Annotated in this window: 24 protein-coding genes, 1 tRNA gene and 1 pseudogene; 9 read left to right on the forward strand and 17 right to left on the reverse strand. The window is 60.7% G+C overall.

Annotation, left to right across the window (positions count from 1 at the left end):
- Positions 1 to 63 precede the first annotated feature (63 nt).
- The 4 genes from ABWV64_RS05870 to pgsA all read right to left on the reverse strand — a co-directional run bounded on the left by ABWV64_RS05870 (position 64) and on the right by pgsA (position 1,849).
- Positions 64 to 363, reverse strand: a complete 300-nt coding sequence (locus tag ABWV64_RS05870; protein ID WP_353343334.1) for an SCP2 sterol-binding domain-containing protein — start codon at positions 361 to 363, stop codon at positions 64 to 66.
- A 121-nt stretch (positions 364 to 484) separates the two neighbouring features.
- On the reverse strand, positions 485 to 937 hold the full coding sequence (locus tag ABWV64_RS05875) for a molybdenum cofactor biosynthesis protein MoaE (RefSeq protein WP_353343335.1): 453 nt from the start codon (positions 935 to 937) through the stop codon (positions 485 to 487).
- A 3-nt stretch (positions 938 to 940) separates the two neighbouring features.
- Entirely contained in the window at positions 941 to 1,186 is a 246-nt protein-coding gene (gene moaD, locus ABWV64_RS05880) for a molybdopterin converting factor subunit 1 (RefSeq protein ID WP_353343336.1), read from the reverse strand.
- A 3-nt stretch (positions 1,187 to 1,189) separates the two neighbouring features.
- Entirely contained in the window at positions 1,190 to 1,849 is a 660-nt protein-coding gene (pgsA, locus tag ABWV64_RS05885; RefSeq protein ID WP_353343337.1) for a CDP-diacylglycerol--glycerol-3-phosphate 3-phosphatidyltransferase, read from the reverse strand.
- Between the two features lie 133 nt (positions 1,850 to 1,982).
- On the opposite strand from pgsA, the gene ABWV64_RS05890 reads away from it, so the two are divergent.
- Positions 1,983 to 3,140, forward strand: coding sequence for an NADH:flavin oxidoreductase/NADH oxidase (locus ABWV64_RS05890; RefSeq protein ID WP_353343338.1), 1,158 nt, complete (start codon positions 1,983 to 1,985; stop codon positions 3,138 to 3,140).
- On the opposite strand, the gene uvrC is transcribed toward ABWV64_RS05890, so the two are convergent.
- The 12 genes from uvrC to ABWV64_RS05950 form a co-directional block, all read right to left on the reverse strand.
- Positions 3,137 to 5,011, reverse strand: coding sequence for an excinuclease ABC subunit UvrC (gene uvrC, locus ABWV64_RS05895; protein ID WP_353343339.1), 1,875 nt, complete (start codon positions 5,009 to 5,011; stop codon positions 3,137 to 3,139). The genes ABWV64_RS05890 and uvrC overlap by 4 nt on opposite strands.
- Before the next feature lie 302 nt (positions 5,012 to 5,313).
- Complete coding sequence (locus tag ABWV64_RS05900; RefSeq protein WP_353343340.1) at positions 5,314 to 6,108, reverse strand: SDR family oxidoreductase; 795 nt, start codon at positions 6,106 to 6,108, stop codon at positions 5,314 to 5,316.
- A 22-nt stretch (positions 6,109 to 6,130) separates the two neighbouring features.
- A complete protein-coding gene (locus ABWV64_RS05905; RefSeq protein WP_353343341.1) occupies positions 6,131 to 7,090 on the reverse strand; it encodes a calcium/sodium antiporter in 960 nt (319 codons plus the stop codon).
- 175 nt (positions 7,091 to 7,265) lie between these two features.
- Complete coding sequence (locus ABWV64_RS05910) at positions 7,266 to 8,063, reverse strand: S49 family peptidase (RefSeq protein WP_353343342.1); 798 nt, start codon at positions 8,061 to 8,063, stop codon at positions 7,266 to 7,268.
- Positions 8,064 to 8,155: 92 nt separating this feature from the next.
- The gene (locus ABWV64_RS05915) at positions 8,156 to 8,917 is read right to left on the reverse strand and encodes an ABC transporter permease (protein WP_353343343.1); all 762 of its coding nucleotides are present in this window, start codon (positions 8,915 to 8,917) and stop codon (positions 8,156 to 8,158) included.
- Positions 8,914 to 9,846, reverse strand: coding sequence for an ABC transporter ATP-binding protein (locus ABWV64_RS05920; protein WP_353343344.1), 933 nt, complete (start codon positions 9,844 to 9,846; stop codon positions 8,914 to 8,916). The genes ABWV64_RS05915 and ABWV64_RS05920 overlap by 4 nt, the downstream gene beginning before the upstream one ends.
- A gap of 200 nt (positions 9,847 to 10,046) precedes the next feature.
- On the reverse strand, positions 10,047 to 10,577 hold the full coding sequence (locus ABWV64_RS05925) for an SRPBCC family protein (protein ID WP_353343345.1): 531 nt from the start codon (positions 10,575 to 10,577) through the stop codon (positions 10,047 to 10,049).
- 265 nt (positions 10,578 to 10,842) lie between these two features.
- Positions 10,843 to 10,919 (reverse strand) — tRNA-Arg (locus ABWV64_RS05930).
- Between the two features lie 113 nt (positions 10,920 to 11,032).
- Positions 11,033 to 11,635, reverse strand: a complete 603-nt coding sequence (locus ABWV64_RS05935) for a hypothetical protein (protein ID WP_353343346.1) — start codon at positions 11,633 to 11,635, stop codon at positions 11,033 to 11,035.
- A 150-nt stretch (positions 11,636 to 11,785) separates the two neighbouring features.
- Positions 11,786 to 13,174, reverse strand: a complete 1,389-nt coding sequence (locus ABWV64_RS05940; protein ID WP_353343347.1) for a sensor histidine kinase — start codon at positions 13,172 to 13,174, stop codon at positions 11,786 to 11,788.
- Positions 13,175 to 13,196: 22 nt separating this feature from the next.
- Positions 13,197 to 14,615 carry a dihydrolipoyl dehydrogenase family protein gene (locus tag ABWV64_RS05945; protein ID WP_353343348.1) on the reverse strand — a complete coding sequence of 473 codons (1,419 nt, stop codon included), beginning with the start codon at positions 14,613 to 14,615 and terminating at the stop codon, positions 13,197 to 13,199.
- 1 nt (position 14,616) lies between these two features.
- Positions 14,617 to 15,384, reverse strand: a complete 768-nt coding sequence (locus ABWV64_RS05950; RefSeq protein ID WP_353343349.1) for a TVP38/TMEM64 family protein — start codon at positions 15,382 to 15,384, stop codon at positions 14,617 to 14,619.
- Positions 15,385 to 15,742: 358 nt separating this feature from the next.
- Between ABWV64_RS05950 and rpmH the strand changes: the two genes are divergently transcribed.
- The 8 genes and pseudogenes from rpmH (at position 15,743) to yihA (ending at position 22,608) form a co-directional block, all read left to right on the forward strand.
- Positions 15,743 to 15,877 carry a 50S ribosomal protein L34 gene (gene rpmH, locus ABWV64_RS05955; RefSeq protein WP_048599009.1) on the forward strand — a complete coding sequence of 45 codons (135 nt, stop codon included), beginning with the start codon at positions 15,743 to 15,745 and terminating at the stop codon, positions 15,875 to 15,877.
- Between the two features lie 32 nt (positions 15,878 to 15,909).
- Positions 15,910 to 16,357: pseudogene (gene rnpA / locus ABWV64_RS05960) on the forward strand (ribonuclease P protein component); the annotation flags it as partial.
- A 74-nt stretch (positions 16,358 to 16,431) separates the two neighbouring features.
- A complete protein-coding gene (yidD, locus tag ABWV64_RS05965) occupies positions 16,432 to 16,683 on the forward strand; it encodes a membrane protein insertion efficiency factor YidD (RefSeq protein WP_353343350.1) in 252 nt (83 codons plus the stop codon).
- Positions 16,684 to 16,723: 40 nt separating this feature from the next.
- The gene (gene ttcA / locus ABWV64_RS05970; protein WP_353343351.1) at positions 16,724 to 17,593 is read left to right on the forward strand and encodes a tRNA 2-thiocytidine(32) synthetase TtcA; all 870 of its coding nucleotides are present in this window, start codon (positions 16,724 to 16,726) and stop codon (positions 17,591 to 17,593) included.
- Positions 17,594 to 17,647: 54 nt separating this feature from the next.
- A complete protein-coding gene (locus ABWV64_RS05975; RefSeq protein ID WP_353343352.1) occupies positions 17,648 to 19,198 on the forward strand; it encodes a putative bifunctional diguanylate cyclase/phosphodiesterase in 1,551 nt (516 codons plus the stop codon).
- A gap of 163 nt (positions 19,199 to 19,361) precedes the next feature.
- Positions 19,362 to 21,188, forward strand: coding sequence for a membrane protein insertase YidC (gene yidC, locus ABWV64_RS05980; protein WP_353343353.1), 1,827 nt, complete (start codon positions 19,362 to 19,364; stop codon positions 21,186 to 21,188).
- On the forward strand, positions 21,185 to 21,943 hold the full coding sequence (locus ABWV64_RS05985) for an MOSC domain-containing protein (protein ID WP_353343354.1): 759 nt from the start codon (positions 21,185 to 21,187) through the stop codon (positions 21,941 to 21,943). Before yidC ends, ABWV64_RS05985 begins: the two co-directional genes overlap by 4 nt.
- A complete protein-coding gene (gene yihA, locus ABWV64_RS05990; protein ID WP_353343355.1) occupies positions 21,940 to 22,608 on the forward strand; it encodes a ribosome biogenesis GTP-binding protein YihA/YsxC in 669 nt (222 codons plus the stop codon). Before ABWV64_RS05985 ends, yihA begins: the two co-directional genes overlap by 4 nt.
- Before the next feature lie 79 nt (positions 22,609 to 22,687).
- Here yihA and ABWV64_RS05995 read toward each other — a convergent pair whose 3' ends face one another.
- Positions 22,688 to 23,272 carry an outer membrane protein gene (locus tag ABWV64_RS05995; protein ID WP_353343356.1) on the reverse strand — a complete coding sequence of 195 codons (585 nt, stop codon included), beginning with the start codon at positions 23,270 to 23,272 and terminating at the stop codon, positions 22,688 to 22,690.
- Positions 23,273 to 23,287: the final 15 nt, after the last annotated feature.

Genomic DNA, 23,287 nt, shown 5'->3' on the forward strand with positions numbered 1-23,287 from the left:
AAGCGGCAGGCCTGCGCCGGTCCGGCGACCTCATTGCGGATTGGGTTGTGGCACCGCCGCCTGTCAGCCGGTCATGATCTCGCCGACCTTGAGCGCCCGCGCCATTGACCCATTGAGCTTCAATCGCCCCGTCATGGCCGCGACCACCGGATTGGTATCGCCGCTGAAAATGCCGCGAAACACGGCCTCGGAGGCGGTCATCGTGACATCAACGGCGGCATCTGGATCGGCATCGACGCTCGCGCCCTCACGGGTCAACAACAGCGCGCCCTCGTCCTTGATGATCAGGCGCACGCGCCCCTCAAGGATGCCGCTCACCTTGGGGGTCAACAGCTCGATCGCCTCTTGTAAAACGGGGTTCATGTCCTGCTCCGATCCGGTCCTATGCGGCCACGCGCCGCCTTTGGGCAACTAGCAATATCGCAGGTAAGTTAACAGGTCGGAAAAGCCTGCCCTCGCGGCAGGGCGTGTGGCAGGGCGCGCGCTACCAGCGCTCCAGCGCCGCCTCGTCCTCATCGCGCGCCGCGACCCATTGCGCGCCGCTTTTGAGGTGCTCTTTCTTCCAGAACGGCGCACGCGACTTGAGGTAATCCATCAAGAATTCCGCCGCCTCAAACGCATCCTTGCGGTGGCGCGACGCGGTGGCGACCATCATGATCCGATCGCTCGGCACGAGCCGCCCATACCGGTGAATGACCTTCACCCCGCCAAGGCTCCAGCGCGCCATCGCCTGCGCCGCGATCTCTTCGAGCGCCTTGAGGGTCATGCCGGGGTAATGCTCGATTTCCATCGCCTCAAGCCCGCCGTCAACGTCGCGCACAATGCCGGTGAAGCTGACCACAGCGCCCATATCGGCAAAGCCCGCACCAAATCCGTCCAGCTCGGCGCCAAGATCAAAATCGGCCTCCTGCACCTTCACACTGACTTGTTCGCTCATGGCTCAGCCGCCTGTCATCGGCGGGAAAAACGCCACTTCGCGCACGCCCGCCAAAGACGCATCGAAATCCGAAAGCTCTTGGTCCAGCGCCACCCGCAAGGCGCTCAGATCGGCAAAGGCCGCCGCGTAACGCTCTTCGCGTGCCGTAAGTTCGGCCACCAGATCGCGCACCGTCGCGGCATCGGTATCCACCTGCTCTTTGGGCAGGCCGATGCGCTCGCGCACCCATGCAAAATAAAGAACGTCCATCGTTCAATCCTTCAAATACGGCAGGGATTTGCGCATGTAATCCACCCCCGTCACAAAGGTGAGAAACGCCGCGATCCACAAGAGCCACAGCCCCGCATGACCGGCCCAGATCATACCCGTCATTTTCCACTTGAGGCCAAGCAGGTCCTCTTCGTGGCCGTCCAGAATGTCGCGCACCATCGCGCTGTCCATGCCAAAGATCGACATGCCGAAATAATGCTCGAACACGCCTTGCGCGAATAAAACCGCAATCGCCAGCATCTGCGCCGTCGTCTTCCATTTGGCCAGTTTCGTGACCTTCAACGTGCCCGCCGTATCGCCCAGATACTCGCGCAGCCCCGAGACAAACACCTCGCGGAACAAGATCACCGTAGCAGGCAGCACCAGCCACGGCGACATAGACGAATAGCCAACAATCACCATCAGCGCGATGACCACCATCGCCTTATCGGCAATCGGATCCAGCATCGCGCCAAGCTTGGTTTCCTGCCCCCAAGCGCGCGCCAGATAGCCGTCAAAGTAATCGGTGATCGCCGCCCCCGCAAAAAGCAGCAGCGCGAACCAATCGGCATAAGGCCTTGTGAAATATAAAAACATCACGGCGACCCCGGGGGCGGCCAGCAACCGTATCACGGTCAGGATATTGGGCAGGTTCCATGTCATAGCCCATTCCTAACCCGTCTTGCGGGCGGAGGGAAGATGGCGCAAGCTGGCGGGCGATACACATTGGGGCCGCAGGCGCATCGCACGCTGCGCGGCCCCGTTTGCCCTCTACCAAGAGGGCGGGAGGAGACCCATGAGCCAAATGCTATCGCCGATCACCCTGCGCGGGCTGACCATGAAAAACCGCCTCGTTCTGTCGCCCCTGTGCCAATACAGCGCCCGCCATGGCATGCCCAATGATTGGCATTTTGCCAATCTGGCGCGCTATGCCATGGGCGGTTTTGGCACGGTGACCGTCGAAGCCGCCGCCGTAACCCCCGAGGGGCGGATTTCCTATGGTGATATCGGCCTGTGGAAGGACGAGCAGATCGCGCCCTTGGCCCGCATCGCCCGTTTCATCCAAAGCCAAGGCGCCGCCGCCAGCATCCAGATCGCCCATGCGGGGCGAAAAGGCTCGACGCCGGTCTGGTGGCGCGGCGGCTTTAACGAAACCGAGGCCGAGAAAGCCGAGGCGGCGTTTGAGGAATGGCAACCCATTGGCCCCGGCGAAGAGGCGATTGGCCCCGTGGACACCGGCTTCAAACAGCCGCGCGCCATGACCCACGCCGATATCGACGCCGTCCGCGACGCCTTCGTCGCCAGCGCAAAACGCGCCGATGCAGCGGGGTTCGATGTGCTGGAGCTGCACAGCGCCCATGGCTATTTGCTCAATCAATTCCTCTCGCCCATCGCCAACACACGCACCGACGAGTATGGCGGAAGTTTCGAGAACCGCATGCGCTTTCCGCTGAGCGTCTTTGAGGCGGTGCGCGCGGTCTGGCCCGAGGACAAGCCGATGTTTGTGCGCATCTCGGCGGTGGACGGGGTCGAAGGCGGCGTAACCCTTGAGGATTCGGTCGAATACGCCAAACGGCTCAAGGCGCTGGGCGCGGATATGGTGGTTTGCTCGTCGGGCGGCATGGTCGGCGCGCGGTTCGAACTGGGCCCGCTTTACCAAGTGCCGCTGGCCGAAGGGGTGCGCAAGGGCGCGGATGTGGCGACCATGGCCGTCGGCTTGATCACCACCCCCGAAGAGGGCGAAGAGATCATCGCCTCGGGACGCGCCGATATGATCGCTCTTGGGCGGATCGCGATGGATGATCCGAATTGGCCGCTGCACGCGCGCATGGCGCTTGGCGGGGTCGAGGATCCCTATGCCGAATGGCCTGTGCAAGAGGGCTTCGCGGTGCGCAACAAGGACCGCACCTTGAAACAGCGCGGCTTTGCCGACGAGCTTGCGCCGCGCGGCTAACCCTTTTCGTGAAAGAAGGCATAGATCGTCTCGGCCAAAGCCGCCGAGACGCCATTGACCGCCTTGAGATCGGCCAGCCCCGCGCGGCTCACCGCCTTGGCCGAGCCGAAATGCGCCAAAAGCGCGCGTTTGCGCGCCGCGCCCACCCCTGGCACATCATCAAGCGGCGTGGCGCCGATGGCTTTGCTGCGCTTGGCGCGGTGGGTGCCGATGGCAAAACGGTGCGCCTCGTCGCGCAGGCGCTGCACGAAATAGAGCACCGGATCATTGCGCTGTAGCGCAAAGGGCCGCGCCCCGATGCGGTAGAATTCTTCCTTGCCGTGATCGCGGTCGACGCCCTTGGCCACGCCCACCATCGCAATATCCTCAACCCCATGCGCGCGCATGATCTCCGCCACCGCCGAGACCTGCCCCGCGCCGCCGTCAATGAGCAGCAGATCGGGCCAAAGCCCGCCGCTGCGGTCGGGGTCGTCCTTTTTGAGGCGCTTGAACCGGCGCGACAGAACCTCTTTCATCATGCCAAAATCATCGCCAGGGGTCAGGTCATCGCCGCGAATGTCGAACTTGCGGTATTGGTTTTTCATCAACCCCTCAGGCCCCGCGACAATCATCGCACCGACCGCATGGGCGCCTTGGATATGGCTGTTGTCATAGACCTCGATCCGCTGCGGCGGCGCGTCCAGACCGAAGGCCTCGGCCAGCCCTTTGAGCAGCTTGGTCTGCGTGGCGCTTTCGGCCATACGCCGCGCGAGGCTTTCGCGCGCATTGCGCATCGCTCCGTCGACCAATTCGGCCTTCTCGCCCCGCTGCGGCACCAAAATCTCGACCTTCCGGCCAAGCCGCTCGCTCAAAGCCGCCTGCATCAATTCCAGATCCTCGATCGGATGCGAGAGGATCAATTGTTTGGGTGGCTCCTTGCCGTCGTAAAACTGGCCGATAAAGGCTTCCAAGACCTCGGGCGCCTCCATATCGGCCCCGATGCGCGGGTAGAAATCGCGGTTGCCCCAGTTTTGATGGGCACGAATGAAAAACACCTGCACGCAGGCCTGCCCGCCCTCCATATGCAGCGCGATGATATCGCCCTCTTCAACGGTGCGCGGATTGATCCCCTGCACCGTCTGCACGGCCGTTAGCGCCTTGATCCGGTCGCGCAATGCCGCCGCGCGCTCAAATTCCATCGCATCCGACGCGGCCTGCATATCCTTGGCAAGGCGGCCTTGGATTTTCGACGAGCGGCCAGACAGGAAGTCTTTGGCATCCGCCACGCTTTGCGCATAATCCGCATCGGAAATCTTGCCCGTGCAGGGGCCGGAGCAGCGCTTGATCTGATATTGCAAACAGGGCCGCGAGCGTCCGGCGAAATCGCTGTCCGAGCAATTGCGCAGCAAGAACACCCGCTGCAACTGCGTCAGCGTGCGGTTCACCGCCCCCGCATTGGCAAATGGGCCGTAATAGTCGCCCTTCTCGCGTTTCGCGCCGCGATGCTTTTTGATCTGCGGATAGTCATGGCGCGACAGCAAGATATTTGGAAAGCTTTTGTCGTCGCGCAGCAGCACGTTGTAATGCGGCTTGAGTTGCTTGATCAGGTTCTGTTCAAGCAAGAGCGCCTCGGTCTCGGTCTTGGTCGTCAGGAACATCATCGAGGCGGTTTCGGTGATCATCCGTGCGATGCGGGCCGAGTGGCCGGTCATGCGCGCATAATTCGACACCCGCGCCCTGAGGTTGCGCGCTTTGCCCACATAGAGCACGCGCGCCTGCGCATCGAGCATGCGATAAACCCCCGGCGAGCTATCGAGCCGCTTGAGATAATCCGCAATCAGCTCATGTCCGGTCAATGCGGGCGCAGGCGTATGGTTTGATGGGTCGCTCATGTGATCCTAGATATGATTCTTGCGGCCCCCCTGCAATCTTCGCACCTCAAGGGCAACCATAAACCTGTCCACGTTTTATGTGGATAACTCTGTGTGCAGTCCTCTGGGAGAGAGGATTTTCCCTTCTTTTTCGGCAAGATTCACGTCCTGCACAAAAAACAGGCAGTTACTTAGGGGCTTGAAAGCAAACGGAAAATAATTTCAAGACAGCCAAAACACTGAAAACATTGAAGTTTTTGTAACACTTTATTAACTTTCCGGCCGCAGGTGCACAACTTTGCGCGGCCCTTTGCGCCGCATCGCTATTCGACGCCCAACACATCGGGCGTCTGCCATCCCAAATGCTGCCCGCCGTCAACGCAGATGAGCTGTCCGGTAACCGCGGGCGCGTCGAGAAAATACCCCAAAGCGGCGTTGATATCGGAGGGGTTTGCGCCGCGCTGCAGCGCCGTCGCCGCGCGCTGCCCTTCGAAATGCGCCTTGCTCTGACGCGCGCCGCGCAGGGTCGGCCCCGGACCGATGGCATTGACCCGCACACGCGGCGCGAGAGCCTGCGCCGTGGTCTGCGTCATCGCCCAAAGCCCCATTTTGGCCAAAGTATAGGTCATGAATTCGGGCGTCAGCTTGCGCACCCGTTGATCCACCATATTGATCACCAATCCCTGCGCCACCGGCTCGCCATGCGTATCCTTGATCGGGTCAGGGATCGCCTTGGCGAGAGCCTGCGTCAGCACGAAAGGCGCGCGTAGATTGCTTTCGAAATGCCGGTCCCACCCCGCGCGCGTCGCGGTCATGGTGTTGTCATACTCAAAAATCGAAGCATTGTTCACGAGGCAGGTCACCGGCCCGCCCAAGGCCGCCGCAGCCGCAGGCAGCAAATGCTGCATCTCGCCTTCCACAAGCAAATCCGCCTTGATCGCAATGGCGTGGCGGCCCAGATCGCGGATTTCGCGCACCGCATCTTCGGCCTCGGCGCGCGAGCGGGCGTAATGCACCGCTACATCAAACCCGCGCCGCGCCAGATAGAGCGCCATCTCGCGGCCTAACCGTTTGCCTGCCCCCGTGACAAGAGCCCTTGGCTGCGCCTGTGTTGTCATCTCTACCTCCTCCGCTCGCCGCTCAGACCAGAATGATCACCACATAGGCCAGATAGAGCGCCGTCAGGATAATGCCCCAAATACGCGTGATATCACGCCCGAAAAAGACAAAGGGCACCAACAGAAGAGACGCGCCCAGCATCACCCACAAATCGAATGTGAGGAATTCGCGCGGCACAGGGATCGGGCCGACCAAGGACGCGATGCCGATGATGGCCAAGAGGTTGAACATATTCGAGCCGATCACATTGCCCAAAGCGACATCCGCCTGTTTGCGCAGCGCCGCCATGACCGTGGTCGCCAGTTCGGGCAAGGAGGTGCCGATCGCCACCAAGGTCAAGCCGATGACCGTATCGGAGACGCCAAAATCGCGCGCGATGATCGATGCATTCTCGACCAACAGATCCGCGCCAAGCGGCAAACCGATCAGGCCTAGCACCAAGAATACCACAATCTTCCACCACGGCATGTCGGGATCGGCGCCCTCGACGTCCTCCTCCGGCTCGGCCAGAAGCGCCGCAGCCGCCCCCGCTTTGCGATGCGCACCCGCCTCGCGAAAGGCGTCAAGCAAAACCAAGGACAAAGCCCCGAGCAAGATTAGCCCCGAGACGGCCGTAAATGTCCCCGTGAAACACAGGCCAATGAAGAGGAGCGTCGCTGCGATCATGAAAACAAAGGATTTTCGCGTATTGCATTGCGAGGTATGCATCACCGCCAAAAGCGCCGGAATCCCCAGAACAAGCAAGATGTTCGCCGTATTGGAGCCCACGACATTGCCCAAAGCCAAGCCTGGTTTGTCCTCCAAAATGGCGCTGATGGCGATCAAAAGCTCGGGCGCGGATGTGCCAAATGCGACAATCGTCAAAGAGACAATCAATGCCGGTATCCCGATGCGCAGCGACATGTTCACCGCACCTTTGACCAACGCGTCGCCAGCCAAGAGCAAGATCACCAATCCAAGACCGGAGAGCAGCCATTCCATTCGTCGTTAGCCCTTATTCTTTTCGCAGCCACAAGGGCCTTTGCCGATCGAGTAGCGCCCGCATTTAGAACAACGCGCCGCCGCCAGCCGTTTTTGACCGGGAAAACGCGCTTTGCCGAACATGGCTAGCACACCCATGACCACCAAAAACAGAGTGACAATCTTGAAAATCACGTCAAAGCCCGAAGCGCGCGAAATCGGCACGCTCTTCTATCGCGCCAAGCGCATCGCCAACGATCCGCGCGCCAAAGCGTTGCATGATGCTGCGCCGCGGGCCGTAACGGCGCAGGCGCACATCCTTGCCGAACCGCTCCTTGAGATGCGGCATCATATGGGCGATCCCGTCGGCCAATCCGGCCTCGACGGCCTGCGCGCCCACCCAGATATCCCCGTTGAACAGGTCCTCGCCCTCTTTGAGCTTGCTGCCGCGACGGGTCTTGATGTGGGTGATGAAATTGCCGTGGATTTGTTGCAGCATGGATTTGAGCCGCTCGACATCTTCGGGGTTTTCGGGGCGGAACGGGTCGAGCATGGATTTGCTGGTCCCTGCGGTGTAGACGCGCCGCTCGATGCCCTGACGGGCCAAAAACACATGGGCGCCAAACCCTGCCGAGATCACCCCGATCGAGCCGAGGATCGAGCTTTCGTCGGCATAAATCTCGTCTGCCGCCGCCGCGAGCCAATAGCCGCCCGAGGCGGCCACATCTTCGACAAAGGCCAGAACCGGCACATTTTTCTCTTCGGCCAAACGGCGGATACGCGCGCCGATCAAGGATGACTGCACCGGCGAGCCGCCAGGCGAATTGATCAAAAGCGCCACAGCGCTTGGCTTACCGCGCCGGAACGCGCGCTCGATCATCGGGGCCAAGGCCTCGTCAGAAAGCGCGCTGCGATTGCCCGTGCCAATCGATCCCGACAGGCGCAGGAGCGACACCACAGGCGGCGTTTTTACAAAGGGAAGAAAACGTTTCATGTCTTCGGATGTAGAGCGCATCCCTAGGACAAACAAGACGCGGGCGGGCAGCAGGCCAAAGAAACCCGCCGCCCGCCGCCAATTCGCATCAATTAGCTGCGGATACGGTAGCCGGTTTTGAAAATCCACCAGATCAGCCCGAGGCAGATCGCCGTAAAGCCCGCAATCGCCAAAAGGCTCAACCCGATATCCACGTCCTGCACGCCAAAGAACGCCCAGCGGAACCCCGAGATCAGGTAGACCACCGGATTAAACAAGGTGATCGTTTGCCAGATCGGCGGCAGCATCTTGATCGAGTAGAACGAGCCGCCCAGAAACACCAGCGGCGTGATCACCAACAGCGGGATCAATTGCAACTGCTCGAAATTTTGCGCCCATATCCCGATGATAAAGCCGAACAAAGCAAAGGAAACACAGGTCAGAACCAAAAACGCCATCATCGCAATCGGGTGCTGGATTTGCAGATCGACAAAAAGGCTGGCCGTCGCCAAGATCACCACACCGATGAACAAGGCTTTGGTCGCCGCCGCGCCGACATATCCCAAAACGATCTCCAGAAAATTCACCGGCGCCGAGAGCAGCTCGTAAATCGTGCCGATGAATTTGGGGAAATAGATGCCAAAAGAGGCGTTGGATATGCCTTGGGTCATCACCGACAGCATGATCAACCCCGGCACGATAAAGGCCCCGTAAGAGACGCCTTCGACTTGGTCGATCCGGCTGCCGATTGCCGCGCCGAAGACCACGAAATAAAGCGAGGTCGAGATCACCGGCGAGATGAAGCTTTGCAAAATGGTGCGGAAAAACCGGTGCATTTCGTAGAAATAGATCGCACGAACAGCGTTGAGGTTCATTGTGCGCCCTCCTGTTGGACAAGCCCGACGAAGATTTCTTCGAGGCTGGATTGTTTGGTCTGGATATCGGCAAGGGCAAGCCCCGCTTTGGACAGATCGCCCAAAAGCGCCGTGATCCCCGTGCCGTCGGCGTTTGTGTCATAGCTATAGATCAACGCCGCGCCATTGGCCGCCAGCGCCAGATCATAACCGCCCAGCGCGGGTGGCACCGCCTCGACCGGCGTTTTGAGATCAATGCGCAATTCCTTGCGGCCCATCTGGCGCATCAAGATCGCGGTGTCTTCGACGAGCAGGATTTCGCCATTGGTGATCACCCCGACGCGGTCGGCAATCGCCTCGGCCTCTTCGATGTAATGGGTGGTCAAGATGATGGTCACGCCCTGCTTTTTCAAATCCGCAACGATCTGCCACATGTCTCGGCGCAATTCGACATCAACGCCCGCTGTCGGCTCGTCCAAAAACAAGACCCGCGGCTCATGGCTGAGCGCCTTGGCGATCAGCACCCGCCGCTTCATCCCGCCGGACAGCGCCTTGATCTGCTCGTTGCGCTTGTCCCAAAGCGACAGCTTGCGCAGAATGGATTCAATCATCGCCTCATCGCGCGGCAAGCCGAACAAGCCGCGGCTCAAGCGCACCGAGTTGATCACCTTTTCAAAAGGTTCCAAAGACAGCTCTTGCGGGACCAATCCGATCAGCCGCCGCGCATCACGGTAGGCGGTGATGATGTCATGCCCGCCCACCGCGGCCGCGCCGCCTGTGGGCACGGTGATGCCGCATAACGTTGAAATCAATGTGGTTTTACCCGCGCCATTGGGCCCAAGCAGGGCCAGAATCTCGCCCTCTTCGATGTCCAAGGTCACCCCTTTGAGCGCCTCGAAACCGCCCTCATAGGTTTTCCGAAGATCCTTTACCGATACAATCGCTGCCATCTGCGCGCCCTTTAAAGCTCTGGTTAGGCAGGCAAACTACCGCGCCGCGCGCCATTGGGCCAGCGCCATCGCCCGCGCAAGCCCCTCTGCGCCACCGCACAGGCAAAACATCGCGGCCAAAAGCACCCTCAATTCGCCCCCGAACGCAAAAGGCCGCCCCCAAGAGGACGGCCCTTTCGCATCATCATCTGGGGTTTGGCTTAGCCGCCAATCAACCGCTTGACCCAGCCCTTCTTGGCCGGAGCCTCCTCGCTTGCGGCCTCGGCGGGCGCTTCGGCCTCAGCCGCCTCTGGCCCTTCAACGGCCGCTTGGAAATCGGAGAAAAACTGATCCGCCATTTTCTTTGCAAACCCGTCGATCAGGCGGCTGCCCAATTGCGCCAGCTTGCCGCCGACCTTGGCCTCGACGTCATAGATGAGCCGCGTGCCTTCGGGGATTTCCTCCAACCGCACATTCGCGCCGCCCTTGGCAAAACCGGCCGCGCCGCCCTTGCCCTCACCCGTCAGGGTCAGGCTCTCAAGCGGCACCATGTCCGACAGGGTCACCGCCCCTTTGAACGTCGCCTTCACGGGGCCGACTTTTTGCACCACCGTGGCCTCAAAGCCCTCTTCGGGCGAGCCGGTCAGCGATTGCGTGCCCGGCACACATTGCGCCAGAACCTCGGGGTTGAGCAAAGCTGCCCAAACGGTGGCACGATCGGCGCGGATATCGCGTTGGTCATTCATTTGCATAGGTTTCGTCCTCACTTCCCAGAATTTCTTGATACCTAACGCAACCGCAATGCGGGCGATAGCTGCCGAAAGGTCGAAGGTAGAGAAAACAAGTCGGTTTTGCATCTAGCGGAACAAATCCGCATTCGACGCATGCCGCGACGCTGCGCACCTCGAATGCGTCAAGGCACCATCGAACGAAACTCAAAAGGCCACGCAATGTTTGCGCCACAAATGCAAAAGGGCCGCTAAAAGCGGCCCGATGCAAATTACCAAAAGTGGTAGGTGGCGGACTGGGGAGGATTCGAACCCCCGACCCCTTGATTCGTAGTCAAGTACTCTATCCAACTGAGCTACCAATCCGTTGCGGCGTGATGTAGTCGGCACGCTGCGCCTTTGCAAGGGCTATTTTGGCAAAAAGTCCGCTTTCGCCGAAGAAGCCCGTCGCCTCCCCGCATTCTATGGAGGGGATCGCGTCAATGACCTGACGGAACCGCACGCACGCGCTTCATCGTGGTGCTCGGCACCGTATTGCTCACCCCGTTTCGCGGATAATTGCGCTGGCGCAGCTTTTGCAACTCGGTCAGAGGCTTCGCCTGCGCGGGCGCCGCTTGCATCTGTTGCGAACCGGCAGCCGCTGCGGCCAAAGCCGCGCCATAGTCCGGCATCGCGCCGCTGGGTGCGCCGCTGGGCACCCCACCTGCGGCGCCCAGCTTGAGCACCATTTGCATGATCCCAGCCATCGCGCCGCCATCGGGCGCGCCCTCGCCAACCGTAGAAGGCGCGGCCTGCGGCAGGGCGGCAGAGGGCGCATCGCCCGTCCCAAGGAGCAGGTGCTGCGCCGAGGCCAGTGCATCACTGGCCTGCATCGCAGGATCTTGCCCGAAGTTCAGCGCCTCCGGTTCGGTCATCATCATGCGGTAATTGGCCAGTAATGCGCCAAAATCGGGCATACGCCCCTGCATCCCGGGCACGTAGCGCACCGCAAAAGACAGCGCGCCCAGCAAGACCAGCATCATCATCAAACGCGTCAGGATGCGAAACATCACCGCGCCAAGAAGTTTTACAACGAAAGACATCTGCGCCCTCTCTTCGCGATCTCACCTGCGCCATAGCGCAATCGCATCCACGCCCCGAACCCGAGGCTTTGCGCGAGATTATCAAGCGATCATGGCCGCAATACGGCGTCAAATTGCGCAGAGTTTGCCGGAAGCCACGGAGCTAGGGGGCTATGGATCGCCCGCATCGCCCATCGGCAGGCATATGCGAAAGGTCGTGCCCGCCTCGCCCGTCTCGAGCAGGTCAAGCCGCCCGCCATGGCCGCGGATCAGTTCGGCGGAAATCACAAGACCCAGCCCAGCGCCGCCCTTGCGCGCGCCGCCCTGAAAGGCGGTGAACAGATGCTCGCGCGCTTTGGGCGGCAGGCCTGGCCCCGTGTCGGCCACATCAATGAGCCATTGACCATCGGCCTCGCGGGCGCGCACGGCGATTTCTCCGGCCTGCCGCGTCGCCTCGATCGCCTGACGGGCATTGCGCACCAAATTCGAGATCACGCGGTAAAGCTGCTCCGCATCGGCGCGCAGCATCAGGCTTGCGGGGATGTCTTCGGCAAAGCTGATCTCGGCTTCGCCCACTGCAAGGCGCTCTGCCTCGAAGACATCATCGACCAGATCCCACAGCTTGATCTCGCTCAGGCTCGGCGCGGGCTCTTCGGCGCGGCCAAATTTCAACGTGCTTTCGCACAGGCTGACCGCACGGCTGATCGAGCCGACAAGCTTGGGCGCCATGCGCCGAACAGTGGGATCTTCGCTCATCTCGATCCGGTCGGTAAAAAGCTGCGCAGACGTCAGGATATTGCGCAAATCATGGCTGATTTTGGCAACCGCCGCGCCCAATTGCGCCAAACGCTCCTTTTGCTTGAGCGCGCCGGTGAGCTGCGTTTGCATCATCGACAGCGCCTCCTCCGCCTCGCGCAATTCGGTCACCCCCGCGCGCGGCGCATGGATGTTGCGCGCATCTTCGGGCGCGGCGGCATAGGCTTGCATATCGCCGACCAAGCGCTTGATCGGTTTGACCAAAAAGGCCCGCACCGCCAAAAACAACAACACCGCCGTAAAGATAGAGATCACCGCAGAGAGCGCCAGAATGCGCAGCCCGTAGTCGATCATCGCCATGCGCAGCGGCGCGGTTTCCATCGTCACCTCGATCAAAACCCCTGCCGAATTGGTCGGATACCCGATCAACCGGATCACCCGAGGTTGCGGGTCGAACAGCCGCGCCATCGCATCGCGGATCAGCACCACCGGACCCGCCCCGCGCAAATCGAAGGTCGCATCAATCGGATGCGGCAAAGGCGACGACAACACCAGTTGCCGCGCCTCATCGCGCCGCAGCACCACGTTGAAGACCTCGGCGTTGCGAAGCAGCTCTTCTTCGAGGTCCTCGGAAATCATATCATCGGCCAAAAGAGCGAGCGACGCGATCTGGGCCCGCTCAAGGCGCAACAAGAGGTAGTCCTCGCGAAAACGCGCGATAGAGGGCACAAAGATCAGCACCTCCGCCAACATCACAAAGACGGTGGTCAGGATCAGGAAACGGCCTGATAGGGTGTTGAGCATTCTCTCTCCGTCGTCGCCGGTCTCAGGGCAGCAATCGCTGCACCAACCATACGGCGCGTTTCACCAAAGTGCTATCAAAGAGGCGCGGCGAGAAATAGGCCCCAGCCGCGCGTTTGTTCACCTCGGAGATGGTCGGATAGGGCGCGACCATGCCCGCCACGGCCGACAGTTTCATCTTGTTGGCGATCACCATCGACCACATCGCGATCAACTCGCCCGCCTGATGGCCTGCGATGGACACGCCAACGGGGCGGCCTTTGACCACCATCAATTTGATCCGGCCGGTGGTTTTGCGCTCTGCAATGGCGCGGTCATTATGGGCATAATCGAACCGCACCACTTCCAATTTGTCCCCATGGGCCGCGCGGGCCTCGGCCTCGCTCATGCCGACTTGCGCCAGTTCGGGATCGGTATAGGTGGCCCAAGGGATATGCGATGTCGGCGCCTTGGCGGGCAATCCGAACAGGGCCGAGCGGATGATGATCCCCGCGTGATAGCCCGCAACATGGGTAAATTGCAGCCCGCCCGCCACATCGCCAATCGCATAAACGCGGCGGTTGCTGGTGCGCAAACGCGCGTCCACTTGGATACCGGTTTTGCTACGCTCGATGCCTGCCTTTTCAAGGTCGAGCTTTTCAACATTTGCCTTGCGCCCCACGGCCAAAAGCAAATGCGAGCCGGTAAAGCTGCGCCCGTCCTTGGCCGTCACGGTGATATTGCCCGCCGCGCCTGCGATATTGGCGGCCATCGCGCCTTCGGCAATCTCGATGCCTTCGCCGCGCAGCTTGTCCAAAACAATCGCCGCCATCTCCGGATCATCCTTGGGCAAAGCTTTGCCGCCCTCGATCACCGTGACTTTGGAGCCAAGCCGCCGGTGCGCTTGCGCCATCTCCATGCCAATCGGCCCGCCGCCGATGATGAGCAGATGCGCAGGCTGCTCGCGCAAATCAAACAGCGTCTCGTTGGTCAGAAACGGCACATCCGCCAGCCCGTCAATGGGCGGCACCAAGGGCGACGATCCGGTCGCCACCACGATGCGGCGCGCTTTGATCCGGTTCTCGCCCGCCTCGACCTCATGTTCGGAGACAAACCGCCCGAACTCGCGGATCACCTGCACTCCAAAGCCTTCAAACCGCTCTTGGCTATCCACCGGCGCGATGGTTTCGATCACCTGCGCAACGTGATCTTTGGCGGCGCTGTAGCTCACATCGGGCAAGACGGGCGCGACGCCAAACGGCGCCCCCGCCCCCATGGCATGCGCGGCCTTGCCCGAAGCCAACAGCGCCTTGGACGGCACGCAGCCATAGTTGAGGCAATCGCCGCCCATTTTATGGCCTTCGAGAAGCACCACCTTGGCGCCCATTTGCGCCGCGCCCGCCGCCACCGACAAACCGCCCGACCCCGCACCGATCACCAGAAGGTCACATTTGATCCGCTTCATGTCAGATCCCTTTCCGCCCGCGCAGGGCCTTGATCACAATCGGCAAAGCGGCCAAAGCGCAAAGCCCGAGGATTGGCAGCAATATCTGTGGCTCAAAGATAATGCCCAAATCCGGCTTTTCACCCCGTGCAAAAATTTCTCCCAATCCGGCCCCCACCGAGGTGTAGACCAATCCGCCTGGAATAATGCCAAAGAAGGTCGAGATCACGAACCGCCGCAGCGGGACCCCGACCAAGGCCGGCACCAGATTGGCCACGAAAAACGGCACGGCGGGCACCAGACGGATCAAGAACAGCATCGACCATTGGTTCTCATCAATGCCCGCTTTGATCCGGCTGACCACACCGTCGCCCGCCTCCATCTTTTGCGCCAGCTTCGCGCCCAGCCCCCAGCGCGCGGCCAAAAATATCACCGCCGCGCCAAGCGTCGCCGCAAGCACGTTAAAAAGCGTGCCTGGAAAGACGCCGAAAAGGAACCCGCCGGTCAATGTGGCGATCGTCGCACCTGGCAAGGAGAAGGCGACAATGGCCACATAGGCCACGATGAACACCGCCGCAGTCGCCAGATAATGCGCATCGCGGAACGCTTCCAGCGCCTCGCGGTTCTGCGCAAGCGCATCAAAGCTGAGCACATCACGCAAGAACACAGCGCCCAAGATCGCCGCGACCGCGATCGCCACCAAAGGCGCGGCGCGGCGCAGCGCGGATTTCGGGGCGGCGGCTTGGCCCGCCGCGGGTGCATCGGTCTTGGCCTGCATAATGTGATCCATATCTTTGCTCATGACGGGCAAACTGCGCGCAGCGCGCGCGATTGCAAAAGCATTTCATCCGATCTCACGGGCGCTTGATCACGCGTGAGAGCCAAACCCAAGCAGGCAAGGCCCACGTCAAGCGGCTGTAACATTTGCGCAAGAGCCGCAGCCCCTTCGCAGTGCCCGCCCGATCGGGTAGGATCGCGGCGCAAAGCCGCCTGAAATGCGAATTGGGCGACTGCGGTGCAAATTTCGCCGAAAACACCCCCGAGGGGGTTTGACTTATTCGGGCCGCCCCCCTATAGCACGGGCTTCGAATGACCAAGGGCGTGCGAATCCCGCGCGCTCCCCGCCTTTGACAGATGGAGACGGAGCGATGAAACGCACCTACCAACCTTCGAACCTGGTTCGCAAACGCCGCCACGGTTTCCGCTCGCGCATGGCCACCAAAGCCGGTCGCAAGATTTTGAACGCGCGCCGCGCACGTGGCCGCAAATCGCTGAGCGCATAAGCGCAGCTCGCATATACGCGGCGATTTTCGAGATGACACCGCCGGAGGCCCCCGAGGTTGGCATATGTGCCAAACCGAGGGAGAATGCCTCCGGCGGTTTCCGTTTGTCCAAACGGCAGTTCCGGTGTCTGTAACGCCATGAGCAAAATCCTCACCCTGCGCAAACGCGCCGATTTTCTGACCGCTGCGCGCGCGCGGCGTCAAGGCACCGGTGCGATGATGGTGCAGGGACGCAAACGCGTAAAGGGCGAAGCGCAGGGCGACGCGATCCGCGTTGGATTTACCTGTTCCAAAAAGGTCGGCAATGCGGTCGCGCGCAACCGTGCCAAACGCCGCCTGCGTGAGGCCGCGCGCCTTGTTCTGCCCGAGCATGGCCGCGCCGGATGGGATTATGTGTTGATCGGCCGTGCGCAGGCGACGGCAAGCCGCCCCTTTGAGGCGCTTAAATCCGATCTGGCCTATGCCCTGCGCAAGCTGCATGACGGCAGCGCGCAGCCCGCCTCGGCCCCGCGCCGCCCGCGCGCCAAAAGCGCCCCCAAGACCGGCGGCGCGTCATGAGCCCGCTTGCGCATCTGCTTGCCCTGCCCATTCGCGCATATCGCTTGATCTTCTCGCCGTGGGTCGGCTTCAATTGCCGCTATCAACCCACCTGCTCGGCCTATGCTTTAGAAGCTCTACAAAAACATGGCGCCTTAAAGGGCGGCTGGATGGCGGCCAAACGGATCGGACGGTGCAACCCATGGGGCAATTGCGGCTATGACCCCGTTCCGGACAAAGGCCAATCCACCTGCGGCCATCGCCATTAGCCCGCTTGCCCGAATCCTGCCAAAGGCCTAAAGCCCAGATATGCTTGATGAACCCGATGATATTCACCCGCTGTTTCACGGCGCACCCAAAACCACCGAGTTTCGCAAACTGCGCAAACGAATCGTGCGCTATACCCGCGAGGCGATCGAACAATACGGCATGATCGAACGCGGTGCGCGCTGGCTTGTGTGCCTGTCGGGCGGCAAGGACAGCTATACGCTGCTCGCGGTGCTGCATGAGCTCAAATGGCGCGGCCTGCTGCCGGTCGAGCTTCTGGCATGTAACCTCGATCAAGGCCAACCGGGGTTTCCGGCGACCGTCTTGCCCGAGTTTCTCGAGAAAATGGGTGTCGAGCACCGGATCGAATATCAAGACACCTATAGCATCGTAATGGACAAGGTCCCTGCGGGGCGCACGTTTTGTGCGCTTTGCTCGCGGCTGCGGCGCGGCAATCTTTACCGGATCGCCCGCGAAGAAGGCTGCTCGGCGGTGGTCTTGGGCCATCACCGCGACGACATCCTCGAGACGTTTTTCATGAATCTGTTCCACGGCGGGCGTTTGGCGACAATGCCGCCGAAATTGGTCAATGAAGAGGGCGATCTTTTCGTCTACCGCCCCCTCGCCCATGTCGCCGAATCAGATTGCGAACGATTCGCCGCTGAAATGAAGTATCCGATCATCCCCTGCGACCTTTGCGGAAGCCAAGATGGCCTGCAACGTCAACAGGTTAAGGCGATTCTCGATGGATGGGAAAAGAACACACCCGGCCGCCGTCAGGTGATGTTTCGCGCGCTCATGAATGCGCGCCCGTCGCATTTGCTTGACCCCAAACTGTTCGATTTCGCCAACCTTACGTTAGGTCAGGGTGAAAAAGATGCAAATTTTAGTCAAATCCCTAACGTCCGTTAAAACTTAGTTGAGACACCGCGCTTAGTCTGACCGCGAGTCAGAAGGAAACCGCACATGTCGCAGCGCGCCGGCCAACGGATCGCACATCTCAGGCAAAAGCTCCGGTATACGCTTTCCGGTCCGCAATTGTTGGCATTCCTGCCCGCGATGGCGCTGGGTGCGTTTTGGATTGGCGGCGAGATGTCGCTGTTGATGATGTCTCTGGGTCTGCCGATGCTCTTTGCCTTGGTGGGCGGTTTTGATCCCGACCGCTCGGTCGCGCTCGGCCGCTCCCATGACAGCGTCACCGGCCTTGCCCTGCGCGACAGCCTTGAACTGGCTCTGGAACAAGCAATGACCGCGTCCATCGGCACGGCCCGCTCGACGGGTTGCTTTATGCTGGAGCTTGACGATTTCTCGGTGATCCTCGACCGCTACGGACAGGCCGCCGCCGACGAGATGCTGCACCGCACCTCCGACCGTTTGCGCGATGTCTTGCGCGATGGCGATCTGGTCTGCCGCCTTGGCGACAGCCGCTTTGGCGTGGCGCTGGCCCCTGTCCCGCATCTTGACTTGGAAGTCTCGATCCAAATGGCCTCCCGACTTCAGGCCGCGATTGAAGAGCCGATTTCCCTCGATGCGACAACAATTTACGTCTCCTGCTCCATCGGTTTCTGCCTCGCCTCGCGCGCCCCCAAACCGAATGGCGCGGCGCTGTTCTCGGCCGCATCCGTTGCCCTCGCCGAAGCCAGCCGTCACAGCCCGTCCGCCATTCGCGCCTATACCGACGAAATGAAACGCTCCGAGACCACACGCCACGTCTTTATGGACGAAGTCGCGATGGCATTGGAGAACGGCCAGATCCAACCGTGGTTCCAACCGCAGATCAGCACCGACACCGGCCTAGTCACCGGTTTCGAGGCCTTGGCGCGCTGGCAGCACCCCAAACGGGGCATGATTTCACCCGCTGAATTTCTGCCCGCGCTCGAGCAAAGCGGCCAGTTGGAGCGGCTTGGCGAGGTCATGCTCTTCCACGCCTTGACGGCCTTGCGCGCATGGGATGCAGCGGGTTTGGATGTGCCGCATGTCGGGGTGAACTTTGCAGGTGACGAGCTACGCAATCCCAAGCTGGTGGATAAAATTCGCTGGGACCTCGACCGCTTTAACCTGCCCCCCGAACGGCTCTCGGTTGAAGTGCTCGAAACCGTGGTCGCCTCGTCCCCCGAAGATATGATTTCGCGCAATATCAACGGGTTGGCCAAAATGGGCTGCCGGATTGACCTCGACGATTTCGGCACCGGACATGCCTCGATTTCCTCGATCCGTCGCTTTGCCGTGGAGCGGATCAAGATCGACCGCAGCTTCGTCATGAAGGTTGACCGTGACCCCGAGCAACAGCGGATGGTCGCCGCGATCTTGACCATGGCCGAACGGCTCGGCCTCGACACGCTGGCCGAAGGCGTGGAAACAGTCGGGGAGCATGCAATGCTCTCGCAACTCGGCTGCGGTCACGTCCAAGGCTTTGGGATCGCCCGCCCCATGCCCTTCGACAAGACGATCGAGTGGATCACCCAACACAATGCCAAGCTCGACGATACGCCAAAGGTCTGGAATCGTTTACGCTGATCCGGTCCATGTGATGTTTGGCCCCCCTATTCCCGCGCGCTTCTATAAGGTCCGTGCAAAATAAGGCGATTTGCCTGCTATTTGAGCAATATCCGCTTGACCTTTGGACCTGCACTCTGTTGAACCGGCGTGACCAAATTAATGCACGGGGATGCCTTCCGATATGGATGATCAGAACAAGAACCTAATCCTTGCAAGCGCGCTCAGCTTTGCTGTGATCCTGATCTGGTTCGTGCTCTTCCCGCCCCCCGAAGCCCCCGTCACCCCCGACGCCGCTCCCGCAGCGACCGCGCAAGTCGAAGGCGCCGCCCCCATCACCGGCGCCGCATCGAGCGCTCGGACGACCGCGGCCCCTGCTGCATCGGCTCAAGCGGCGGATCTGGATTTCGCCAATGCGCCCCGCGTTGCGATTGAAACATCGCGTGTCAAAGGCTCCCTGTCGCTTTTGGGCGGCTACATCGATGAACTGGCGCTCAAAGATTACCGCGACACTTTGGACACAGGCAGCGAGATCGTATCCCTGCTGACCCCGCGCGGCCATGACGGCGCCTATTACGCCTTCTTTGGTTGGGCCGCAGGTCAGAACCTCGCCGCCGAAGACGTGCCCGGGGCAAAAACCCTGTGGAGCCTTGAAAACGGCGACACATTGACCGAAAGCACCCCGATCACAATCGCTTGGACAAATGCCAAAGGTTTGACCTTTCGCGTGACGCTCTCGATCGACGAAGATTACATGTTCTCGGCCGAGCAAAGCGTCACCAATGACAGCGGCGAAAGCGTCGCTCTGTCGCCCTATGGCATGTTGGTGCGCCACGGTCTGCCCGACAACCTCAAGAAATTCTTCATTCTGCACGAAGGCCTTGTCGCCATGGCCGATGGCACATTGACCGAAGCCTCCTACAAGGATTTCACCGACTTCCCCGCCGATAACAATTATGTCGGCGTTTATAATGAGGTGACGCAAGTCAGCGAAAGCGGCTGGACCGGTTTTACCGATCATTACTGGATGACCACGCTGATTCCCGCCACCGATGGCCCCTTCTCGACCGCCGCGATCTACAGCCAAGCCTCCGACATCTATCAAACGCAGGCCGTATTACCGCGTCTCGAAGTCGGCGCCGGCGCAACCGCGACCAGCGCGATGAAGCTTTTCGCCGGTGCGAAAGAATGGGAAACCATCCGCAATTACCAAAACCGCGATGGCGTGACCAAATTCCTCGACAGCATCGATTGGGGTTGGTTCTTCTTCCTGACCAAACCGATTTTCGCGGTTCTGCACTGGTTGAACGGCGTGCTCGGCAATATGGGCCTTGCGATCATCGCCCTGACCTTGCTGCTCAAGGCGTTGCTCTTTCCGCTGGCCTATAAATCCTATGCCTCGATGGCGAAGATGAAGGAACTGCAGCCGCAGCTTGAAAAGCTCAAAAAGGATGCGGGCGATGACAAGGCCAAGCTGCAACAAGAGATGATGGCGCTCTACAAGAAGGAAAAGGTCAATCCGGCGGCAGGCTGTTTGCCGATCCTGATGCAGATCCCGATCTTCTTCTCGCTCTACAAGGTGATCTTCGTCACCCTCGAATTGCGGCACGCGCCCTTCTACGGCTGGATCCGCGATCTCTCCGCGCCTGATCCCAGCTCGATCCTGAACCTCTTTGGCCTCTTGCCCTTCGCGGCCCCTGCGCCGGAATCGCTTTTGGCAATCATCTCTTTGGGCGTCTTGCCGATCTTGCTGGGGATTTCCATGTGGGTGCAGCAAAAGCTCAACCCTGCCCCCACCGATCCGGTGCAGGCTCAAATCTTTGGCTGGATGCCTTGGGTGTTCATGTTCATGCTCGGCGGCTTTGCCTCCGGCCTAGTGATCTACTGGATCGCGAACAACACGATCACCTTCACGCAGCAATATCTGATCATGCGCCACCACGGGTATAAGCCCGATGTCTTTGGCAACATCAAACAAAGCTTCAGCCGCAAAAAGCCCGAGGTCAAATGATCGAACTGGCACATATCTACCGGCACCCGATCAAATCCATCGGTGTGGAAGAAGTCAGCGGCGCGTCCCTTACAAAGGGGCGCGCTTTGCCGTTCGACCGCGTCTGGGGATTGCTGCACGAGGCCGCCGCCCCCGCCGACGAGGCAGGTTGGAGGCACAAGCGCAACTTCCTGCGCGGCGCGGCCTCGGGCCCGTTGATGGCCGTCAAAGCCCGTTTTGATGCGGCCAGCGGCGCGATGACGCTCAGCCACCCAGAGCGCCCAGATCTGACGCTAGACCTGTCAGGCCATCTGGCCAAACCCAGCGCCGATCTGGCCGCTTGGACCTTGCCGCTTTGGCCGCAAAACCGCCCCGCCGCGGCGCAACTAACCCGCCGCGATGCCGGATTTGGCGATTGGCCCGAACCCTATCTGGCTCTGATCGGCACCGCCTCCATCGAGGCCTTGTCGGCCGTGATGGCGCGCCCGATTTCGCGGCTGCGCTGGCGCGCCAATCTCTGGCTGAGCGGGCTAGAGCCTTTCGCCGAATTCGATTTGGTCGGCAAACGCCTGCGGATCGGCGGGGCCGAGTTGGAAGTCTGCGCGCGCATCACACGCTGCGTCGCCACCACCGCCGATCCCGACACCGGCAAGGACGGCGGCGACACTTTGGCCGCGCTCAATGCCGCATATGGCCACCAAGACCTTGGCGTTTATGCCAAAGTCATCCGCAGCGGAGATATCGCACGCGGCGATGAAGTAGAGATTTTGACATGACACAATTGCCCTTCCCTTTGGCCGACGAGCCCGACGCCCCCACCAAGGAGCGCGGACGCTTGCTTTTTGCGGGACCCTGCGACTTCCTCAAAGGTGTTGTCGCCATGGACGGCATGCCGCCCGCCGACCGTATCGAAGTCTGTTTCGCGGGGCGCTCGAATGTCGGCAAATCCAGCCTGATCAATGCCCTGACAGGTCGCAAAGCCTTGGCGCGAGCCTCCAATACTCCGGGGCGCACGCAAGAGATCAACTTTTTCGAACTCGGCGTGCCGGACAATGGCACCGAACGCTATCTCGTCGACCTTCCGGGCTATGGTTATGCGAATGCGCCCTTGGCTGTGGTGGAAAAATGGCAAAGGCTGCTCAAACGCTACCTGTCGGGGCGCCCGAACCTGCGCCGTGCCTTTGTGCTCGTCGATGCCCGCCACGGGGTCAAACCTGTGGACGAGGAAATCATGTCGCTGCTCGACAGCTCTGCCGTGACGTTTCAATGCATTTTGACCAAGGCCGACAAGATCAAGGACAAGGACCGCGATCCGATGCTGGCCCAAGTGCGCAGCCGTCTGGCCAAACACCCTGCGGCCTATCCCGAATTGATCCTCACCTCATCCGAGAAAGGCGACGGGATCGAAACCCTGCGCGCCACCATCGCGACGCTGGAATAACACCGCCACTGGCAGACGCGAAAAGGGCCGCATGACGCGGCCCTTTTGCTGTGTATGATACTCTAAAGGCTGAGATCGCTTAGAAATTATAAGCCACACGCGCCGAGAATGTGTTGAAATCAGCGCTCGCGCCTGTGCCTGCAAAGCTGTCGAAGTTGTGGTAAAGGTATTCACCACCCACAGTCACGCGGTCGGTGACTTTGTAGTCGACACCCAAGCCGGCGACATAGCCGCTGTCATCACCTGCGGAGGTTTGCACATTTGCACCGCCCGCAACCGCGTAGATCAGGGCCGGACCAGCGTCATAACCCGCGCGCAGCTTCAAGCGGTAAACCGAGTCCACGTCGATGCCGCCGACCGAGATGTCCGATGCGCTCGCATCGAATTCGCCGCCCAGCACGTAGTTGCCGAAATCATAGTTGTAACCGACAAAAGCGCCGCCAACCACGCCGTCGCCCGACGTGCCGGCATTGTCGACATCGCCGTAGCCAAGCTGCACACCCGCATAGCCACCGGTCCAATCCGTCGATGCCACGACGGGCACAACAGGGGCCAGAACCGGATCAGCGGGGGCCTGCGCGACGTTACCTGCGAAGGCGGGCGCGCCCGCAAAAGCGGCGGTCATAGCGGCGGCGGAAGCGGTCAGGATCATCTTGCGATACATGTTTTATTCCTTTTC

The organism is Litorivita sp. NS0012-18 (assembly GCF_040371945.1).
GTDB lineage: Bacteria > Pseudomonadota > Alphaproteobacteria > Rhodobacterales > Rhodobacteraceae > Litorivita.

What these genes read in the sequence shown, in the direction of transcription:
- ABWV64_RS05870 (WP_353343334.1), bottom strand. Translation starts at nt 363, where the DNA reads ATGAACCCCGTTTTACAAGAGGCGATCGAGCTGTTGACCCCCAAGGTG.
- ABWV64_RS05875 (WP_353343335.1), bottom strand. Translation starts at nt 937, where the DNA reads ATGAGCGAACAAGTCAGTGTGAAGGTGCAGGAGGCCGATTTTGATCTT.
- moaD (WP_353343336.1), bottom strand. Translation starts at nt 1,186, where the DNA reads ATGGACGTTCTTTATTTTGCATGGGTGCGCGAGCGCATCGGCCTGCCC.
- pgsA (WP_353343337.1), bottom strand. Translation starts at nt 1,849, where the DNA reads ATGACATGGAACCTGCCCAATATCCTGACCGTGATACGGTTGCTGGCC.
- ABWV64_RS05890 (WP_353343338.1), top strand. Translation starts at nt 1,983, where the DNA reads ATGAGCCAAATGCTATCGCCGATCACCCTGCGCGGGCTGACCATGAAA.
- uvrC (WP_353343339.1), bottom strand. Translation starts at nt 5,011, where the DNA reads ATGAGCGACCCATCAAACCATACGCCTGCGCCCGCATTGACCGGACAT.
- ABWV64_RS05900 (WP_353343340.1), bottom strand. Translation starts at nt 6,108, where the DNA reads ATGACAACACAGGCGCAGCCAAGGGCTCTTGTCACGGGGGCAGGCAAA.
- ABWV64_RS05905 (WP_353343341.1), bottom strand. Translation starts at nt 7,090, where the DNA reads ATGGAATGGCTGCTCTCCGGTCTTGGATTGGTGATCTTGCTCTTGGCT.
- ABWV64_RS05910 (WP_353343342.1), bottom strand. Translation starts at nt 8,063, where the DNA reads ATGAAACGTTTTCTTCCCTTTGTAAAAACGCCGCCTGTGGTGTCGCTC.
- ABWV64_RS05915 (WP_353343343.1), bottom strand. Translation starts at nt 8,917, where the DNA reads ATGAACCTCAACGCTGTTCGTGCGATCTATTTCTACGAAATGCACCGG.
- ABWV64_RS05920 (WP_353343344.1), bottom strand. Translation starts at nt 9,846, where the DNA reads ATGGCAGCGATTGTATCGGTAAAGGATCTTCGGAAAACCTATGAGGGC.
- ABWV64_RS05925 (WP_353343345.1), bottom strand. Translation starts at nt 10,577, where the DNA reads ATGCAAATGAATGACCAACGCGATATCCGCGCCGATCGTGCCACCGTT.
- ABWV64_RS05935 (WP_353343346.1), bottom strand. Translation starts at nt 11,635, where the DNA reads ATGTCTTTCGTTGTAAAACTTCTTGGCGCGGTGATGTTTCGCATCCTG.
- ABWV64_RS05940 (WP_353343347.1), bottom strand. Translation starts at nt 13,174, where the DNA reads ATGCTCAACACCCTATCAGGCCGTTTCCTGATCCTGACCACCGTCTTT.
- ABWV64_RS05945 (WP_353343348.1), bottom strand. Translation starts at nt 14,615, where the DNA reads ATGAAGCGGATCAAATGTGACCTTCTGGTGATCGGTGCGGGGTCGGGC.
- ABWV64_RS05950 (WP_353343349.1), bottom strand. Translation starts at nt 15,384, where the DNA reads ATGGATCACATTATGCAGGCCAAGACCGATGCACCCGCGGCGGGCCAA.
- rpmH (WP_048599009.1), top strand. Translation starts at nt 15,743, where the DNA reads ATGAAACGCACCTACCAACCTTCGAACCTGGTTCGCAAACGCCGCCAC.
- yidD (WP_353343350.1), top strand. Translation starts at nt 16,432, where the DNA reads ATGAGCCCGCTTGCGCATCTGCTTGCCCTGCCCATTCGCGCATATCGC.
- ttcA (WP_353343351.1), top strand. Translation starts at nt 16,724, where the DNA reads ATGCTTGATGAACCCGATGATATTCACCCGCTGTTTCACGGCGCACCC.
- ABWV64_RS05975 (WP_353343352.1), top strand. Translation starts at nt 17,648, where the DNA reads ATGTCGCAGCGCGCCGGCCAACGGATCGCACATCTCAGGCAAAAGCTC.
- yidC (WP_353343353.1), top strand. Translation starts at nt 19,362, where the DNA reads ATGGATGATCAGAACAAGAACCTAATCCTTGCAAGCGCGCTCAGCTTT.
- ABWV64_RS05985 (WP_353343354.1), top strand. Translation starts at nt 21,185, where the DNA reads ATGATCGAACTGGCACATATCTACCGGCACCCGATCAAATCCATCGGT.
- yihA (WP_353343355.1), top strand. Translation starts at nt 21,940, where the DNA reads ATGACACAATTGCCCTTCCCTTTGGCCGACGAGCCCGACGCCCCCACC.
- ABWV64_RS05995 (WP_353343356.1), bottom strand. Translation starts at nt 23,272, where the DNA reads ATGTATCGCAAGATGATCCTGACCGCTTCCGCCGCCGCTATGACCGCC.